The 17,324-nt window shown below is 40.3% G+C and carries 17 protein-coding genes; 4 read left to right on the forward strand and 13 right to left on the reverse strand.

Annotated elements, in window-relative coordinates; genetic code table 11:
• From G7B18_RS08750 to G7B18_RS08800, 11 genes are all read right to left on the reverse strand, one after another.
• The coding region (locus G7B18_RS08750; protein WP_164122386.1) for a Cna B-type domain-containing protein at nucleotides 1–1,924 on the reverse strand (1,924 nt) is incomplete at its 3' end.
• A gap of 651 nt (nucleotides 1,925–2,575) precedes the next feature.
• Nucleotides 2,576–3,160, reverse strand: coding sequence for a bifunctional phosphoribosyl-AMP cyclohydrolase/phosphoribosyl-ATP diphosphatase HisIE (hisIE, locus tag G7B18_RS08755; protein WP_164109129.1), 585 nt, complete (start codon nucleotides 3,158–3,160; stop codon nucleotides 2,576–2,578).
• Nucleotides 3,161–3,181: 21 nt separating this feature from the next.
• Complete coding sequence (gene hisF / locus G7B18_RS08760; protein ID WP_164109131.1) at nucleotides 3,182–3,934, reverse strand: imidazole glycerol phosphate synthase subunit HisF; 753 nt, start codon at nucleotides 3,932–3,934, stop codon at nucleotides 3,182–3,184.
• A gap of 1 nt (nucleotide 3,935) precedes the next feature.
• Nucleotides 3,936–4,688, reverse strand: a complete 753-nt coding sequence (locus G7B18_RS08765; protein WP_164109133.1) for a HisA/HisF-related TIM barrel protein — start codon at nucleotides 4,686–4,688, stop codon at nucleotides 3,936–3,938.
• 98 nt (nucleotides 4,689–4,786) lie between these two features.
• Nucleotides 4,787–5,377, reverse strand: a complete 591-nt coding sequence (gene hisH, locus G7B18_RS08770; protein ID WP_164109135.1) for an imidazole glycerol phosphate synthase subunit HisH — start codon at nucleotides 5,375–5,377, stop codon at nucleotides 4,787–4,789.
• Between the two features lie 126 nt (nucleotides 5,378–5,503).
• The gene (gene hisB, locus G7B18_RS08775; protein ID WP_164109137.1) at nucleotides 5,504–6,643 is read right to left on the reverse strand and encodes a bifunctional histidinol-phosphatase/imidazoleglycerol-phosphate dehydratase HisB; all 1,140 of its coding nucleotides are present in this window, start codon (nucleotides 6,641–6,643) and stop codon (nucleotides 5,504–5,506) included.
• A gap of 5 nt (nucleotides 6,644–6,648) precedes the next feature.
• Nucleotides 6,649–7,701: a histidinol-phosphate transaminase gene (gene hisC, locus G7B18_RS08780; protein WP_164109139.1), complete on the reverse strand. Its 1,053-nt coding sequence runs from the start codon at nucleotides 7,699–7,701 to the stop codon at nucleotides 6,649–6,651.
• Nucleotides 7,702–7,755: 54 nt separating this feature from the next.
• The gene (locus G7B18_RS08785; RefSeq protein ID WP_164109141.1) at nucleotides 7,756–8,667 is read right to left on the reverse strand and encodes a ribonuclease Z; all 912 of its coding nucleotides are present in this window, start codon (nucleotides 8,665–8,667) and stop codon (nucleotides 7,756–7,758) included.
• A gap of 3 nt (nucleotides 8,668–8,670) precedes the next feature.
• Nucleotides 8,671–9,045: an STAS domain-containing protein gene (locus G7B18_RS08790; RefSeq protein WP_164109143.1), complete on the reverse strand. Its 375-nt coding sequence runs from the start codon at nucleotides 9,043–9,045 to the stop codon at nucleotides 8,671–8,673.
• 150 nt (nucleotides 9,046–9,195) lie between these two features.
• Nucleotides 9,196–10,140, reverse strand: a complete 945-nt coding sequence (locus G7B18_RS08795) for a phosphoribosylaminoimidazolesuccinocarboxamide synthase (RefSeq protein WP_164109145.1) — start codon at nucleotides 10,138–10,140, stop codon at nucleotides 9,196–9,198.
• A 36-nt stretch (nucleotides 10,141–10,176) separates the two neighbouring features.
• A complete protein-coding gene (locus G7B18_RS08800; protein WP_164109147.1) occupies nucleotides 10,177–11,157 on the reverse strand; it encodes a PhoH family protein in 981 nt (326 codons plus the stop codon).
• A 258-nt stretch (nucleotides 11,158–11,415) separates the two neighbouring features.
• Between G7B18_RS08800 and G7B18_RS08805 the strand changes: the two genes are divergently transcribed.
• On the forward strand, nucleotides 11,416–12,198 hold the full coding sequence (locus G7B18_RS08805) for an S-adenosyl-l-methionine hydroxide adenosyltransferase family protein (RefSeq protein ID WP_164109149.1): 783 nt from the start codon (nucleotides 11,416–11,418) through the stop codon (nucleotides 12,196–12,198).
• On the opposite strand, the gene G7B18_RS08810 is transcribed toward G7B18_RS08805, so the two are convergent.
• Nucleotides 12,195–12,806: a hypothetical protein gene (locus G7B18_RS08810; protein WP_164122388.1), complete on the reverse strand. Its 612-nt coding sequence runs from the start codon at nucleotides 12,804–12,806 to the stop codon at nucleotides 12,195–12,197. The genes G7B18_RS08805 and G7B18_RS08810 overlap by 4 nt on opposite strands.
• 4 nt (nucleotides 12,807–12,810) lie before the next feature.
• Nucleotides 12,811–14,061, reverse strand: a complete 1,251-nt coding sequence (locus tag G7B18_RS08815; protein ID WP_164122390.1) for an LVIVD repeat-containing protein — start codon at nucleotides 14,059–14,061, stop codon at nucleotides 12,811–12,813.
• Between the two features lie 131 nt (nucleotides 14,062–14,192).
• Between G7B18_RS08815 and G7B18_RS08820 the strand changes: the two genes are divergently transcribed.
• The 3 genes from G7B18_RS08820 to G7B18_RS08830 all read left to right on the forward strand — a co-directional run bounded on the left by G7B18_RS08820 (nucleotide 14,193) and on the right by G7B18_RS08830 (nucleotide 17,290).
• Nucleotides 14,193–14,741: a hypothetical protein gene (locus G7B18_RS08820; RefSeq protein ID WP_164109155.1), complete on the forward strand. Its 549-nt coding sequence runs from the start codon at nucleotides 14,193–14,195 to the stop codon at nucleotides 14,739–14,741.
• 67 nt (nucleotides 14,742–14,808) lie between these two features.
• Nucleotides 14,809–16,647 (forward strand): ABC transporter ATP-binding protein, encoded by a 1,839-nt coding sequence (locus G7B18_RS08825; protein WP_164109157.1) that lies wholly within the window; start codon nucleotides 14,809–14,811, stop codon nucleotides 16,645–16,647.
• A gap of 268 nt (nucleotides 16,648–16,915) precedes the next feature.
• Entirely contained in the window at nucleotides 16,916–17,290 is a 375-nt protein-coding gene (locus G7B18_RS08830; RefSeq protein WP_164109159.1) for a YtxH domain-containing protein, read from the forward strand.
• The last annotated feature ends 34 nt before the right edge of the window (nucleotides 17,291–17,324 follow it).

Raw genomic sequence — 17,324 nt, forward strand, 5'->3', positions numbered from 1 at the left:
CATCGACAACCGAAACATTGTTCAACGTAACGTTACCCGTATTCGTAACCGTGATCGTATACGTGATCACATCGCCAACGGCATCGTAGGTAGACACATCAGCTGTTTTAGTAATCGTAAAGTCAGGGCTCTGACAGAGTGTAGTAACAGTTTGTGTATTGTTATTAACGGCTGTTCCAGATTGATCCATTACTGTGCTACCCGTACTGGTAACTCCTTGTACAGTTGCCTGATTTGTAATAGAACCGCTATTAATATTTGCTTGAGTGATGGTATACTCTGCAGTATAGATCCAAATTTCTCCTTGGTTCAATTTGGAGTCAGAATTGGAATCCCCACTCACATAAGAAATTGCTACGGATGGATTAGGTGCTTGAAATAATGGATCGGTTATCGTTATACTCGAAATATCACTAGTTCCCGGATTCGTTACTTCAAAGGTATACGTTATTTGATCACCAAGAACGGTACAGCCATTTGTGCCCGTATTATTTACAACTGCCTTTTTTACCAAAGCAATACTGCAATTGTGAATAGTTAACGTGACTTTAGTTCGCGAAGTTGATGTACAGCCTGTAGCAATAGTTGTTGCTTCTGCCCAAAGAATTCTGGAACCAACGGCATTCAACGTAGGGGTCGCCACAATATTACCTCCTACTTCGGCATCGTACCACACAATATTTTGTCCACTTACCGTTTGAACCGCATCATTCGCATTCAGTGTCTGCAAAGGAGAGCTAGCACATACTGTTATAGTTCCGCCATTAAGCGCTGTTGGAGCTGCTGGTGCAGCATTGTTCGTCAGTATGACATCATCTGAAGTTGAACAGGTTCCGGTAGTGACTGTCCATCTCAACGTGATACTTGATCCTGCAGGTAAGCCTGTTACCGTTGTATTATATAAAGTAGCATTGGTAAAAGCAAATCCTGACGGAGCTGTACCAACAACCGTCCAAAGTCCAGAGCTAGTTCCTGGATTATTCCCCGCAAGGGTAAAATTACCATCATTACATTTTACCTGATCAGAACCAGCACTAGCCACTACTATTTTTGTATTGGTTATTGTCAACCCACTTATCGACTTACAATATCCAATAACAGGATCTTCATCAACAGAATATGTGTAGAGCGATCCTGAAGGCCCGTATTTAGGTACTTGTAAAAAAGTGTGAGACCAACTACTTCCAATACTTTGCCAAGAATAAGTAGACAACAGACGTGGAGTAATACCTCCAGCTTCTGTACCGTAAAGTGCAACATTTATTGTAGGGTAATTAGATCCTCCCCCAACCCAATTTTTAAAAACTGGAACATCAATTTTAGGCACTACAAAATCAAAAGGTACGTTATTTACATCATGTCCACCTCCATTACCCTTAACTGAAATAGTATTCTGCCCATCTTGCAGCTCCTGCAATAAAGTTAAATAATCAAACTGCACAACTGTCCATCTAGCTCCATTGCCGCCACCTGAAAGACCAGGAACTGGACTAAGCACCGTAGCAGAAGGCGTGGTATTTATCGTTAAATCCATTCCTACAGGACACTCATCTTTTGTAAAAGAGGTTATACCTTCAATTGTCATAGATTGAATCGAAAGTTTGGATTTGACCGCTACATAAATCGTATTATTGTACTTCCATAGTTTCGAGGCAATAGTTAGGTCATTAGTAGAAATACCTACTAAGTCAACAACTGTCGCATTCGGATCAATATTATAAGTACACTGCCCCTTCACCTGCGTCGAGAATGCAAATGACAACAACAAGGCTAAGATTGCTGTCTTAACAAAAAGAAAACGCTTTAATAAATTTGAGGCACGATGTAATAATCCACCGTTTTCGAATGACAGTATTGGCTTTGAATTTTCTCTCGATCCCAAGAAAGTCGCTAAACCTCTCCATCTTGTTAAATAGCTTTTCATAACCTTCATATTTTAACGATGCCTGCGCGACATCCGATTTGTTTGGCAATTGAAGTGATCAATAGAGTGTGAGCACCTCGCTTGTTTATTTCTTAGTTAACTCGTTTGTTTGGGGAATAAGAAACTTCATAGTCGGCACTAATCCATCATCACTTTGGGTCTTATTTCCTGAACGAAGTTTGCAATAAAAAAGAAAGATAATAGTGAATCTAAGTAGACACCTATGGGGACAAAATGCATCTATGGTGGACAACACCTAGGAAACTAACACAAATAACAAGTGGACAAATCCAAAATAAACCACTAAAAAACAACACATTAACAAATATCACTCGAGGACAGAGTGGGGGGGACAGAAAAAAAGCAGAATAAATCTCGGGAAAATAGTAAAGGACAAATTAGGACAACAAAACAGGACATACTGTCCATCCAAATTGATTAATTTATACACTTTATGTGAAAAAACTTCACGTACAAATTGACAAGTTCACAACTTATAGCATGCTTTGCCAACCTGCTAGATTCTGTTGGTGAGGCGCTGGATCGTCATAGAAAAGCAGCAGAGCATAATAGAAAAGCGCTAACAAAAAATGCCCCCAGTCAACGTATTTTGACTAAGGGCATTTAAAAAAATGCTATTTAACAACTTTATTATTTATGTCGTTCTTCCAGGTTCTTGGCTATGGTCTCTAAGGCAAATCCTTTTTCCCGTAGTAAAACCAGTAGGTGAAAAACCAAATCGGAAGTCTCATCGATAAATTCTCTTTCTGTCTGTGCTAAGGCAGCGATTACTGTTTCAACAGCTTCTTCACCGACCTTCTGAGCGATCTTATTTAATCCTTTGCTTCTTAAGTGATTTACGTAAGACTCTTCAGAAGGAAACTCATAGCGTTGTGCTATAATACGTTCCAATTCCGCGATAAAATTATTCCCGTAAGCGGTACCAAAACAGCTTCTACTTCCCGTATGGCAGGTCGGTCCTGCCGGTTGTACCTTTATAAGGATGGTATCTTGATCACAATCGATATGAAAACTCTTCATCCATAAAAAATTACCACTTTCTTCGCCCTTGGTCCAAAGTCTATTCTTTGACCGCGAGAAAAAGGTTACTTTTTGGTCTTTTTGTGTCTTTTCCCAGGCTTCACCGTTCATATAACCCAACATCAGAACCTCTAGTGTCTGAACATCCTGAATGACTACAGGAACGAGGCCGTCACCCTTTTCAAAATCTATCATTTGTTTGTTAGTATTGCGTAGTTATCGTACCGATATGCCTTCGGTTCGTAATCTTTCTTTTAATTCTGGTATCCGTATTTCTCCGTAATGAAATACGGAAGCTGCTAACGCAGCATCAACGTTGGCTTCTTGAAATACGTCAACAAAATGCTGCTCATTGCCTGCTCCGCCCGATGCTATCAAAGGAATATTAATCTGTTTATTAATAGTCCCCAACAGACCATTATCAAATCCATTCTTTGTCCCGTCATGATCCATAGACGTGAGCAAGATCTCCCCTGCTCCGCGGCTTTCAGCTTCTTTTATCCATTCTTCGGTAAGGATATCCGTCTTTTCTCTGCCCCCACTCAAATGCACATAGTTCTTTCCATCGATAAATCGGGTATCTACCGCCACAACAACAAACTGTGCTCCAAATGCTTTTGCCAGATCATCAATCAACTGTCGATTGCGAACCGCAGCCGAGTTGATGGATATTTTATCGGCTCCGCTATGGAGAAGAATCTCGGCATCACGCATCTCATTGATACCGCCACCGATTGTGAATGGGATATTAACCTGTCTAGCAACGGCCTTTACCAAGTCAATCGTGGTCTTACGCCCTTCATGCGTAGCGGCGATATCTAAAAAGACCAGTTCATCCGCGCCCTGCTGAGAATACTGCCAAGCAAGTTCGACCGGATCACCGGCATCACGAAGATCGACAAAGTTGACCCCCTTGACGGTGCGTCCATCCTTAACATCCAAACATGGAATAATACGCTTAGCCAGCATATTAGAATCTAATTAATGTTTTTAAGTTCCAGTCTTTAATTTCGTCGATAGAAATTTTATTCTCATAGATCGCTTTACCTACGACACAAGATTCTAATCGACCTAATTCATTTAAATTTTCAATATCCTTCATGGAAGATATTCCGCCGGATCCAATTAATTTGATAATGGGTGAATGATCCAATAGTTTCTTATATAGATCGAGACCAGCACCACCTAATTTGCCATCTTTTGAAATGTCGGTACATAAGAAGCGGAAAAAGCCTAAAGCAAGGCATCTATCGATATATTCCATCAGCTTGATTGGCGAACTCTCCAACCACCCTGAATACTTAATAACCTCATCCAAGACATCAATAGCAATCACGATATGGTTTGCATATTTGACACGTCCTTCATTCAATTGTGCAAGGTCTTCTAAAAATGTCGGATTAGTAATAGCCTGTGTACCTACGATAACACGATACACACCGGCATCAATCAGCTCCTTTACCTTTTCAATGCTACGCACACCTCCACCATACTGAACCTTCATATCTGTACGGCGTACAATATCAAAAAGATATTCTTGATTAGAGAAATCGCCTTTAGCACCATTCAAATCAATAATATGTACCATCTCAGTACCATTAGCATGGTACTTTTTCATCTGATCTTCTAAAGAAATATCATAGGTAGTAACATCTTCGTAAGAACCTTCTCTTAGCCGAACTACCTTCTTGTCTAAAACATCTATCGCTGGAATGATATACATAATAAAGTAAAAATTAAAAAGTTAAAAGTTTAAAAGCCTATTCTCTCCTCTTACCTTATAACAGGCCCAGGGTTGCAAAAGTAGTCTTTAATTTTTAATTATATTTTAGAAAAATTCAATAATAAACGCTCACCGTACACACCTGACTTTTCAGGATGAAACTGTACCCCATAGAAATTATCCTTTTGAATCGCAGCTGAATACGTTATTCCATATATACAGCTCGCAGCTGTAAATTCCGAACTATGTTCTATAAAGTATGAGTGTACGAAATAAAAATAAGTATTATCTGGTATTCCAGTAAACAAAGCACAATTGATTTCAGGAATAACGCTATTCCATCCCATATGAGGGACTTTTAGCGCCACCCGATTTGCAAAATGTAACGTATTTAACGGGAATACAGACAATAGATCTACTTTTCCTTCCTCCGAAAAAGCGGTTAACAACTGCATACCTACGCAGATACCCAGCACCGGCTTTTTTAAGGAAAGAATAGTATCCACCAAACCAGTCTCTCTAAGTTTTGTCATAGCAGTCCCCGCATGTCCAACTCCAGGAATAATCACACGATCATAAAGATCAAAATCTTCCTTATTGTTGATCATCCCATATCCTACCTGGATTCGATCTAATGCTGCCGTTAACGAAAAAATATTGCCCGCACCATAATTAACTATACCTATCATTGTTAGTATTTAGTAGTTAGATATTAGTAGTTAGATATTAGTAGTTAGATATTAGTAGTTAGATATTAGTAGTTAGATATTAGTAGCTATACAGTCTAAATACTAAGTACTAAAAACTTAATACTGTTATAATACCCCTTTTGTACTTGGCAACTGCATATTCTCTGCATCACGTCGTACAGCCTTTTTTATCGATTTTGCAAAAGCTTTGAAAATGGCTTCGATTTTGTGGTGCTCATTTTCGCCTTCTGCTTTAATATTCAAATTAGCTTTTGCAGCGTCCGAAAATGATTTGAAAAAGTGGAAAAACATCTCCGTAGGCATATCTCCTATTTTCTCGCGCTTAAATTCAGCCTGCCACACAATCCAGTTTCGACCGCCAAAATCCAAAGCAACTTGTGCCAAACAGTCATCCATTGGCAAGGTAAACGCATACCGTTCAATACCACGTTTGTCACCAAGCACCTTCAAAAACGCCTCTCCCAGAGCTATCCCCGTATCTTCGATCGTATGATGTTCATCGATATGAAGATCTCCTTTTGCATGCACTGTCAAATCAATCGCGCCATGACGAGCGATCTGATCCAACATGTGATCAAAAAATGGAAGTCCAGTATGGATATCAGCATTGCCAGATCCATCCAGATTGACCTTGATATAAATATCCGTTTCATTCGTTCTACGGTGATGTTCGGCTGTACGGGTACTCAGTTTTAAAAACTCATAAACAGCTTTCCAATCGGATGTCTGCAAGGCAACACCATCATCCGTAATGGCTACCTGTTCAGCCTTTCCAAGTTCATCATTATTGCGTAACCATATCGCCTTAGCACCAAGATTTTGGGCTAATTTCACATCGTTGACACGATCTCCAATCACAAATGAATCCGTCAGGTTATATTTTGTTTTATCAAAATACTCAGTCAGCATACCTATACCAGGCTTACGTGTTGCCGCATTTTCGTGTGGAAAAGTCTTGTCAATATGCTCTTCAGCGAAGAAGACGCCTTCTGCTTTAAATGTATCAATCACAAAATTATGTACAGGCCAGAAATTTTCCTCTGGATGTGATGCAGTACCTAACCCATCTTGATTGGACACCAAAATCAATTCAAAATCCAACTCACGAGCAATACGGGGAAGATACTGTAATGCTCCTGGATAGAATTTTAGCTTAGCAAAAGAATCAATTTGTTCATCTTCCGGCTCCAGGATGAGCGTTCCGTCTCGATCGATAAATAAAACTCTTTTTATAGGATTTTCCATAATAATTAGCTGTAAAATTGTCTAATAGCACGGATCAACTTACTGTTCTCTTCGCTTGTACCTATGGTCATCCTTAAACAACCGTCGCATAATTCTACTTTGGAGCGGTCACGAACAATAATACCCTGATTCACCAAGAAGTTATATAATTCACGAGGTTCCATCAAGTTGACCAAGATAAAATTGGCATCAGATGGTGTAATGCGTACAACCTGGTCTATCGTAGACAACGCGGCTACCAGCAACTCTCTTTCAGCAACCGTCTGTTGAATCCAATTATTAACCATGTCCACATTTTCCAGAGCTTTCAACACCAGATCCTGCGTAGCCTGATTGATGTTATAAGGTGGCTTAATTTTGTTAAAAACCTGAATAATCTCTTTGCTGGCAAAAGCCATCCCTAATCGTAAAGCGGCCAATCCCCAAGCTTTGGAAAGTGTCTGAAGAATTACCAAATTGGGGTACTCGGCAAGCTCCTGCGTGAAAGAACGTTGCTTAGAGAAATTAATGTATGCCTCATCGATCACGACCAAACCCTTGAAATGCGTCAGAATAGTCTCCATGTCTTTTCGGTTGATGCTATTACCCGTCGGATTATTGGGCGAACAGATAAAAATCATCTTGGTATGCATATCAAGGGCTTCGGCAATACCATTCAAATCCAACTGATATTCCTCCGTGAGGTTAACCTTACGGATCTGTACATCATTGATATTAGCCGATACCTCATACATCCCATAAGTGGGGGGCACCAAAATTACATTGTCTACTCCAGGCTTACAGAATGCACGATATAGAATATCGATGGCTTCGTCACTTCCATTTCCCAAAAAGATATGATCTACCGGTACTCCTTTAATCTGGGCTAGTCTTTCTTTAACCTGATGCTGCAATGGATCTGGATAGCGGTTGTAATGATGATCCAACGGTGAACCAAAAGCATTTTCATTCGCATCTAGCAATACAGACGCTTCTCCTTTAAATTCATCTCTCGCGGAGGAATAAGGGACCAGTTTTTTGATATTGTCCCTTAGTAGGTTATCTAAGTTGAAAGACATATTTTTTGTCCATTAAAATTGAGGTATAAAGATGGTTAAAAAATCACAGATTCACTAAACTTTATACCAATTGCCCTCTAAAGACAGTACACTTTGTTCAAACATAGTCTTAGCCTCTTTGAGCAAAGGTTCTAAATCTTTATACCTTGCTGAATAATGGCCCATTAACAAGCATTTTGCACCCACCAGCGCTGCCACCTGGGCTGCTTCAAGGCCGGTGCTATGTAGCGTTTCCATTGCCCGTTCCAACAAATCTTGTTCAAAGGTCGTCTCGTGATACAAAAGATCCACCCCTGTTATTGCCTGCATATACCCGGCGAAGGCTCGTGTATCTGAACAATAAGCATAGCTCCTGGAGGGGGGCGCAGGGCGCGTCAGCTCGGAAGCCAGGTATTTAATCCCGTCGGGGCCTTCACAATCTATGCCTTTCTTCAACTGCTGCAAAAACACCGTGGGGATATTTAATCCCGTGATTTTTTCAGGGATTAAAGAAGCAGATCTTTTTCCTTCATCAAATCGAAAACCTGTAGTCGGCACCCTATGGGCAAGGGGAAATGATCGCACCGTAAGCATCGGGGATTTCATAATTACCTCTTCGATATCTGGATTGGTAGGATAAAATTGTAGGTTATAGCGCAGAGTGGTATCCGAATGTTTAAACTGAAGAGTCAATATTTCCATAAGCGCAGCAGGGCCATGCAAGTGTAGCTCTGATTTACGGCCATTTAAATTCATAGATGACAGTAGACCGACAAGACCCAAATAATGATCTCCATGAAGATGACTGATGAAAATACGGGAGATTTTATTACTTTTAATACTGTAACGGTGCAATTGCATCTGTGTCCCTTCACCACAATCGATAAGAAACAACTGCTCATTAAAATTTAAAACCTGCGCCGTAGGGTGACGATCATAAATAGGAGTTGCAGAGCTGTTTCCTAAGATCAAGACCTCAAACTTCATCTCCTAGACACCCCCTATCAAGTCCCGCTGAATCTCATTACTAAAAATAAGATCTTCGGCTTCCGTAATCGATTTGACTATCGTAAAAAATTTATCCAAATGAGCTACCTTCAAAATATGTCGGACGCCGGGTGTTAATCCTGTAATGATGAACATTCCGCCCGCGCCCTGGCATAGTCGATCGGCCAATAATCCCATACGGACTCCCTCCTCGCAGATATCTTCAACCTGAGACAGGTCTAATACAATATTACGCTGACCCGAAGTATTCCGAAGCATAAACTCTCCCTTCAAAAAAGCCGCTGCAGCTGCATCTAATACAGAAGCAAGTGGTTCAATAACCACGTACCTCTCGTGTTTGTCAATAGTGTATCGCATCTTTAATTTTATTTTAAAGTTATGAGGTTAAATTTAAGTTATGTAGTTATAAAGGCGTTTTTATAACCTCGTAACCTTTATAACCTCGTAACCTTTATAACTTCGTAACCGTTATAACCTCATAACCCTTGTGACCTTTATAACTTTAATTTATAGTGCTGCTAATGCCTTACTGACATTACGCTCTACACGGCTCAACACATCGCCTTCCTCTGGATATTCAAAACGCTGTCCCGTAATATGCTCATAAAGCTCAATGTATCGTTCTGAAATAGAACCCACTATTTCATCCGTCATTTCCGGCACTTGTTGTCCCTCTTTTCCTTGAAAACCATTCTCGATCAACCATTGACGAACAAACTCTTTAGACAATTGCTTTTGCGCTTCACCTATAGCCTGACGCTCTTCATACCCTTCGGCATAAAAATAACGCGAAGAGTCGGGGGTATGAATTTCATCAATAAGGTATATCTTTCCATCCTTCTTCCCGAATTCATACTTCGTATCGACCAAAATAAGGCCTCGCTCTTTTGCTATCTCCACCCCACGTTGATAAAGTGCGTGTGTGTAAGCTTCCAATTGCTCATAGTCTTCTACACTCACAATCCCTTGTCTCAAGATCTCTGCCTTAGAAATATCCATATCATGTCCTACAGCAGCCTTAGTGGTAGGGGTTATGATAGGCTTCGCTAATTTATCATTTTCTTTTAACCCTTCCGGCAGAACTTCACCACAAAGTTCACGTCCGCCATCGCGATAAGTACGCCAAGCATGACCTGATAAATAGCCACGAATCACCATTTCGACTTTAAAAGGATCACACATCTGTCCAATCGTAACCGAAGGATCCGGAACAGTGAGCACCCAATTAGGGATAATGTCTGCTGTAGCTTTCAAAAACTTGGCAGCGATCTGATTTAACACCTGTCCTTTAAAAGGAATGGCTCGAGGGAGGACCACATCAAATGCTGAAATACGGTCTGATGCAACCATTACTAAGTATTTGTTATCAATGGTATAAACATCGCGTACCTTACCCCTGTAAAAACCTGTCTGCTTATTAAAATTAAATTGGGTTTCTTTTATTGCACTCATCGTATTGTATCGCCCCTATTTGTAATATATAAAGTATTAATTATCTGAATTTAAGTCGCCGTAAGCCTCTAAGATACGTCTTACCAGTTTATGCCGCACGACATCACTTCCTGTAAGATACACAATATCTATTCCGTTGATATTATCCAATATCTTAATTGCTGTAGCTAAACCCGACTGAGACTTTTTAGGAAGATCAATCTGAGTCAAGTCGCCCGTAACAATAAATTTGGCAGTAGGTCCCATTCGGGTCAGAAACATCTTCAACTGCATATCGGTCGCATTCTGCGCCTCATCCAAAATCACAAAACAATTGTCGAGCGTACGTCCCCGCATAAATGCCAAAGGAGCAACCTCAATCGTTCTATTTTCCAGATACCCCTTCAGCTTTTCGACAGGAATCATATCATCCAATGCGTCGTACAAAGGTCTTAAATAAGGATCTACTTTTTCCTTAAGATCCCCTGGGAGGAAGCCTAGATTTTCTCCGGCCTCTACGGCAGGTCGCGTCAGGATAATCCGTTTAATCTCCTTATTTCGCAATGCTCTAACAGCAAGAGCTACGGCAGTATAGGTCTTTCCCGTACCGGCAGGACCTACTGCAAATAAGATGTCATTTTTAGTGATACTGTCCACCATCTTACGCTGATTGGGTGTTCGCGCCCTAACGATAAGTCCATTTGGCCCGTAGACAATAGGCTCTCCTTTAATCCCGCCCTGTCCTTCTTCCGGTCTACCTTTCTCTACGCTCCCTTTCTCTCGAGGGGGAAGTCCTAATAATCCTTCCAGTTCTAAAGACTCCAAAGCATTGTACTTTAGTACATGATCCGTAATGGAGGAAAATATAGAGTCAAAAACGAGCTGTTCGGTTTCTTCACCTAACACCTTTAATTCTGTCCCTCTAGCTATCAGGCGTAACTTAGGGAACCTGCTTTTGATAGATTCAAAGTTTTCATTTTGAGCCCCCCACAAAGAGACCAAATTTACGTTATCCAAATTGATGACTAATTCACTCAAAGTATATGGTTTTTAGTATAAATTTCTGTAGATAAAGATAGATAAGATTTTCTATTTGTAGAATGAAAAAACATTCTTATCTAAGTAAATTATATTCAAAAATACAAACTAATATTTTCACATCTCATGAATCTGAAAAATATTCACTATTTTAAATGCGAAAGTCCATTATGAGGACTAGTTTTGCTAACTTTGTCTTTGCTTTTTTGTACAAAATGATAGTTTTAGAGCCCATATTTAGGATAACGGGCTGTTAGTATGGGAGTAATAACATTAACAACAGATTTAGGTTACCGCGATTTTTATCAGGCGGCATTAAAAGGTAGTATCATATCTTTGCTACCTGATGTCCGGTTAATAGACATCACACATGAGATACCGTCATTTAATATACAGCATGCTGCATTTATCCTTCAAAACGCCTATCATTATTTCCCCAAAGGAACGGTCCATCTTATTGGTATAGATACCGTATTCCAAGAAGGGTGTCGCTATATAGCTATGAAGTTTGACGGCCACTACTTCGTAGGTGCCGACAACGGTATATTTAGTATTATCTTGGGGGATAAAAAAGCCGAACAGCTTTTCGAAATAGAAATGATGCAAGACCTTCGTTTCCTACACTTCCCTTTAGCTGACATCCTCGTTAAGGCCACCTGCCATATTGCCAAAGGCAATCCAATAGAAGACCTCGGCTTACCGATCGACACGCCGTTGCAAAAAGTAACGTTACTACCTATCATTGAAAACAATTTCATAAAGGGACACGCTTCGTATATTGATTCTTTTGGTAATGTGATCTCCAACATAAGCAAAGACCTGTTCAATCAGGTCCAAAAAGGACGAGACTTTATATTACATTTCAAACGAAATGAAACTATAAACAAGATGAGCTGGCATTACAACGAAGTATCCGAAGGAGAAAAACTCTGTTTATTTGGAATCTCGGATTATTTGGAAATCGCCATTAATAAAGGACATGCCAGCAATCTACTAGGGCTTTACCCCGATGAAACGATTATGGTAGAATTTATCGGTTAAAAACCAATTCCGACCATTAGTGATAAGCGGTGCAGATTATAGTTCTGTTCACGCTTGACTTGATACCCCCGTAAATCCTGTGTCAAGGATGGCCTTTCCGTACTGCCTCCAAAATTATAATATCGTTTTACGCCGAAGGCAGTATACTTATAACCTACGCTAAAAGAGAAGAACCTCTTTTTACCCTCGGAGTTGATCCGTATTCCTACCTGTGGGTTCAACATCGTACCACCATCGTACGTATCGATGCTATTTTCTGTACGATTATCCTTATTTAATATCTGCAGTCCGTAGCCTATATCCACACTCCCGTAGAAAGCGGTCTTTCGCTCGGGATTCAACGTATATCGACCGCGTACAGCGATCGGAAACGACCAAAATGTAAACTCATCTTCAACCCGCAGTCTATCGACACCCAAGGTAAGCCCTACGGCATAATTGCGATGAAACTCCACACCATGAAACGTACTGGCGGAAAAACTTGCTTGTCCGGGATAAAACCCATAACTCAACGTACCGATCTCGGTGTGATTTACATATATCTTTTCTTGTCCCAAAACAGGAGATAGGCCACACAAAAAACCTAAGAAAATGCAAAAATATTTCATACACCTACCGCTCGATATTTCTGGAAATACAGCTCAGCAGCTTCAAATTAGATTTGTTGCTATAATCATATTGACATACGCCATCTTCACCTATAACGATCAACGATTTAGGGCCTGGGATCACATCTGTGCTGTTCAAGTTCGGTAGATGTTCCAATCGATTGCTGCCGATCTGAAACACATCGGCAGCATTAAAGCTCTTGAAACCGTACTTACCTTCACAGAGATAGAGTACATTTCCGGCAAGAGCCAAGCCGTGTGGATTTTGCATCTGGTAAGATTTGACCAATATGGGATTCTTTAGGTCTTTGATATCCAAAACCTCCAATACATTTTCTGTCCCCGCACAGATTGCTCCCGTACGCAGGGTAACAAAGGCATTCGTATCATTGACCACCACTGGATCACAGGCGCGCACATGGTTATATCGCGCCAACTGAACCGGATTGGACGCATTGGCAATATCGTAAATAAACATCCCCGTATTCGACCCTATAAATAGCTTATCTTTATGGGGAAAAATCGTCTCTATGCCCCAGCCTAAAGAAATGTTTTTCACAAATCGGGGATTTGCGGTCTCACGAACATCAAAAAGATGAAGCGTAGATGCATCGACAGCATACAGATGCTCCTGCGCTAGCGTAAAACGTGCCATGGAGCCCCCTTGACCGTAGGTACTCCCGGCTTCAGAAGATGAAAGATTCAGGTTAACCATATCTTTTCCCGAGTAAAATGGATTATACGTATTGACCTGGTCGTAACGTATCAAGGTATCCTTGTAACCGACCACAATACGATCATCGTCTCTTCCGAGCTGAAATCCATAGATATACAAAGACTGGAAAACATCCTTTTCTCTATCCATCAAGTTCGGCTTTGACGGGTTGGAAAGATCGAAGGTCAATAGATCAACATAACTATCAGCATATAGCGTGTTATCTTTTATTGCCATATCCACATTCCCCGGTATTTTGACAAATGAAACAGCTTTTGGATTCGCGGGATTACTGTTATTAAAAATATGAATCCCTTCTAAAGGCTCATTAATGAACAGGTAGTCTCCATAAATATAGATCTTGCCCGATGTGTGCAATGATTTTGCGGGCAACACAGAGATCTCATCTGCACGGATAGAGGCCATCTTTTCAAAGATAGGGACACGCGTGTGAACAAAATCTTTTTCATTGACTTTGTCGCAAGCCGCAAAAAGTACAATCGGCGTAATAAAGAAAAGGAGTTTAAGCAATTTATTCATAACTGGTTTCGTTTATTATCATAAGACGGAAAGTTCTTCATTAACGCTACAATTAAAAAATAATATCTTCTTTTTTAAACAATAGGGCAAAATCACAGTCATACAACGATAAAAACGCAGTAACATAAAACATGAAGTCTATAATTAACTACCTTTTCATTCTGATTCCCTTATATTTAATAGCATTCGATAGCCATGCACAGACAACGGTCGATAGCCTATCCTTTGAGTCGCAGCGCAAACGTGTCAATGACCTCTTGGACCAACGAAGTAAACGATTTGGGGACTACACTTCTTCTTTAGAGAAAAAAACAGGCATTTTTGGACTATTTAAGTCAAAAAGCGACATGCAACAATCAATTGACATCTTAAAATCTGTAGTCATTAATGATAATTTGATTTTTATAGAAACCCGCAAATTGCTCGACCTAAAAGACAGTGAAGCGCAACGTTTTCAGTCCTTGGCAACAGAGTACGACCAGCAGGTCACGGCTTATATGAAAACAATCTCCAAACTACAAATGGAGAATGAGCGGTTAAGATTACAAATCGCAAATTTAGAAATGAAAGACCAGAAAGACATTAAATACATCTTTGGTAGCTTAATCTTCCTCTTAATAATAGGAGTAGCAATTCGCTTTTATAAAAGCCGGAAATCACAAAATGTGACGAAAGTTTGATAAGGCTACTACATTATATCATTACATTTGTCGGCTGGAACAAAATGCTTTTTAAGATTACAAAATAATGGCTAGACCAAGACTGAATAGTGGCGACTCGCATTCCGATGATTTACCTAAGCCCAAACTAAGCAAAGAATTACTGAAGAAAGCGCTTCAAATTTTATCTTATCTGAAGCCTTATAAAGGTAAATTTATTCTGGGGATGATCTTTTTGATCTTGTCCAGTCTAACGATGTTAACTTTCCCGGCGCTATTAGGTGCGATGGTTGATGCCGCACAAGGAAAACAAACTTACCCATGGCTACAGTCCGATGTTGTATTCATCGGCGCGTTAGCACTCAGCATCCTGTTATTTCAATCAATTATGTCCTTTTTCCGAATTCGCTTATTCGTAGAAATTTCAGAAAAGGCATTAGCGAGTATCCGTCGAGAATCGTATCTGAAACTAATCACACTTCCTGTTGACTTCTTTGCCAATCGTAGGGTGGGCGAGCTAAACAGCAGGCTGTCTTCAGATTTGTCGCAAATACAAGACACGATGACAACCACACTCGCGGAAGTAATACGCCAAAGCATTAGTCTCGTGGTCAGTGCGTTTCTTTTGATTGTTGTATCACCGAAGCTGGCTTTGATGAATCTCAGTATACTGCCTATTTTGGTGGTTACGGCTATTTTCTTTGGCAGGTTTATCCGTAATCTATCCCGACAAACCCAAGATCAACTGGCCGACTCCAATAGCATCGTACAGGAAACATTACTTGGCATATCTAATGTTAAAGCCTTCGTTAACGAGTATTACGAATCCCAGCGATACAATAGAAAGCTTGACAATGCAGTAAACCTTGCTGTCAGAGCAGCAACCTATAGAGGGCTATTTGCCTCGTTCATCATCTTCTGTATATTCGGAGCAGTAATAGCTGTAATTTGGTACGGTGCATCACTGGTATCGGCCGGAGAAATCTCCGTTGGTGACCTCACTACCTATATATTATACTCTATGTTTGTTGCTGGATCCATGGGAAGCTCTCCTGAGCTTTATGCAGGACTACAACGCGCTTTGGGGGCAAGTGAGCGTGTCATCGAAATTCTGAATGAAAAAACAGAGAACATTGAGGTCTCCGAAGAAGATAAAAACATAAAACATCATATCATGGGCAAGCTAACCTTTGATAATGTAGAATTTGCTTACCCTTCCAGGCCTGAATGTAAAACACTGAAAAACATCACTTTTACGGCAAATCCCGGTCAAAAGATAGCTATTGTAGGGCCTAGCGGAGCAGGAAAATCAACAATAGCCTCTCTAATTCTTCAATTCTACCAACCCTCCTCCGGAGAAATACGATATGACGAAACACCTTCCAGCAGTTTTGCTATTACCGACATCCGCAACCAAGTAGGTATAGTACCTCAGGATGTCTTACTTTTTGGAGGAACCATACGCGAAAACATCAACTACGGCAAGCTCGATGCCAACGCTGAAAGTATAATTGAAGCGGCAAAAAGGGCTAATGCCCATGAGTTCATCATGGGATTTCCTAATGGTTATGACACGTTAGTGGGCGAAAGAGGTGTAAAACTTTCTGGAGGGCAGCGTCAACGTATCGCTATCGCTAGAGCCTTATTAAAAGACCCAGCTATTTTGATCTTGGATGAAGCAACCTCATCTTTGGATTCCGAGTCTGAAAGATTGGTTCAGGAGGCCCTTGAAGAGCTCATGAAGAACAGAACATCAATCATTATAGCCCACCGTCTTTCGACCATCAAGAATGCAGATGCCATACTCGTAATTGATGATGGAAGCGTTGCAGATTTCGGCAATCATATCGAGCTTCTGTCTAAAGGATCCGGTCTATATCACCATCTATATACCCTTCAGTCCAGTCAGAAGACATTGGAGGGTTAGAGAAGTGAAAGCGTAAAGAAATTAAAAATCCACCTTAATCCCTAGTACCCCTAACTTCTTACTTTTCTAAAGCAGAAAAGGGTCGTTAAAAATTTGTTAATCCGTCGTTTCAAAAAACTTTTTGGAACGATGGTTGTTTATTGAGTATAAATTGAATAGATAATAAAACAAATATTAAGTCATGAAACCATCCTGATTATTCAAACCACCCCGTGGCGTGAAATAAATCTGATAGCTTCATCACCATTAAAAAACAAATTTTATAAAGATGAAAAATAGGAATGGATTAGTTGCATTTGCATTATTAGGATTGGCTGTCGGAACAGCTGCGTATTACTTATTAGCGACAGAAGACGGCAAGAAAACGTTGAATAAAGCTAACGACGGCATTAAAGATTTGACGAAGTCGCTTAAAGATCTATCGAAAAGAGAGGCAAAACGAGCATCTCGGTTGGCTCAGGAAGCTAAAGAAGATTTGCGTGAATGGAAGTCAAAAGCAAAAGATGCAGGTAAAGATGTCCTAAACAAAGTATCGGAAAAAGCTTCCGACTGGGCAGGAAGGGCATCGGATACGAGTCAAAAACTTGCTGACAAGACAGAAAATCTGACAGAAAAACTAAAATCAGACATTTCGAAAGCCTAATTTTGAAAAGTAAATACCGAAGACCACAAAATAT

The organism is Sphingobacterium sp. xlx-130 (genome assembly GCF_011007405.1).
Taxonomy (GTDB): domain Bacteria; phylum Bacteroidota; class Bacteroidia; order Sphingobacteriales; family Sphingobacteriaceae; genus Sphingobacterium; species Sphingobacterium luzhongxinii.

What these genes read in the sequence shown, in the direction of transcription:
- hisIE (WP_164109129.1), bottom strand. Translation starts at nt 3,160, where the DNA reads ATGATAGATTTTGAAAAGGGTGACGGCCTCGTTCCTGTAGTCATTCAG.
- hisF (WP_164109131.1), bottom strand. Translation starts at nt 3,934, where the DNA reads ATGCTGGCTAAGCGTATTATTCCATGTTTGGATGTTAAGGATGGACGC.
- G7B18_RS08765 (WP_164109133.1), bottom strand. Translation starts at nt 4,688, where the DNA reads ATGTATATCATTCCAGCGATAGATGTTTTAGACAAGAAGGTAGTTCGG.
- hisH (WP_164109135.1), bottom strand. Translation starts at nt 5,377, where the DNA reads ATGATAGGTATAGTTAATTATGGTGCGGGCAATATTTTTTCGTTAACG.
- hisB (WP_164109137.1), bottom strand. Translation starts at nt 6,643, where the DNA reads ATGGAAAATCCTATAAAAAGAGTTTTATTTATCGATCGAGACGGAACG.
- hisC (WP_164109139.1), bottom strand. Translation starts at nt 7,701, where the DNA reads ATGTCTTTCAACTTAGATAACCTACTAAGGGACAATATCAAAAAACTG.
- G7B18_RS08785 (WP_164109141.1), bottom strand. Translation starts at nt 8,667, where the DNA reads ATGAAGTTTGAGGTCTTGATCTTAGGAAACAGCTCTGCAACTCCTATT.
- G7B18_RS08790 (WP_164109143.1), bottom strand. Translation starts at nt 9,045, where the DNA reads ATGCGATACACTATTGACAAACACGAGAGGTACGTGGTTATTGAACCA.
- G7B18_RS08795 (WP_164109145.1), bottom strand. Translation starts at nt 10,140, where the DNA reads ATGAGTGCAATAAAAGAAACCCAATTTAATTTTAATAAGCAGACAGGT.
- G7B18_RS08805 (WP_164109149.1), top strand. Translation starts at nt 11,416, where the DNA reads ATGGGAGTAATAACATTAACAACAGATTTAGGTTACCGCGATTTTTAT.
- G7B18_RS08810 (WP_164122388.1), bottom strand. Translation starts at nt 12,806, where the DNA reads ATGAAATATTTTTGCATTTTCTTAGGTTTTTTGTGTGGCCTATCTCCT.
- G7B18_RS08815 (WP_164122390.1), bottom strand. Translation starts at nt 14,061, where the DNA reads ATGAATAAATTGCTTAAACTCCTTTTCTTTATTACGCCGATTGTACTT.
- G7B18_RS08820 (WP_164109155.1), top strand. Translation starts at nt 14,193, where the DNA reads ATGAAGTCTATAATTAACTACCTTTTCATTCTGATTCCCTTATATTTA.
- G7B18_RS08825 (WP_164109157.1), top strand. Translation starts at nt 14,809, where the DNA reads ATGGCTAGACCAAGACTGAATAGTGGCGACTCGCATTCCGATGATTTA.
- G7B18_RS08830 (WP_164109159.1), top strand. Translation starts at nt 16,916, where the DNA reads ATGAAAAATAGGAATGGATTAGTTGCATTTGCATTATTAGGATTGGCT.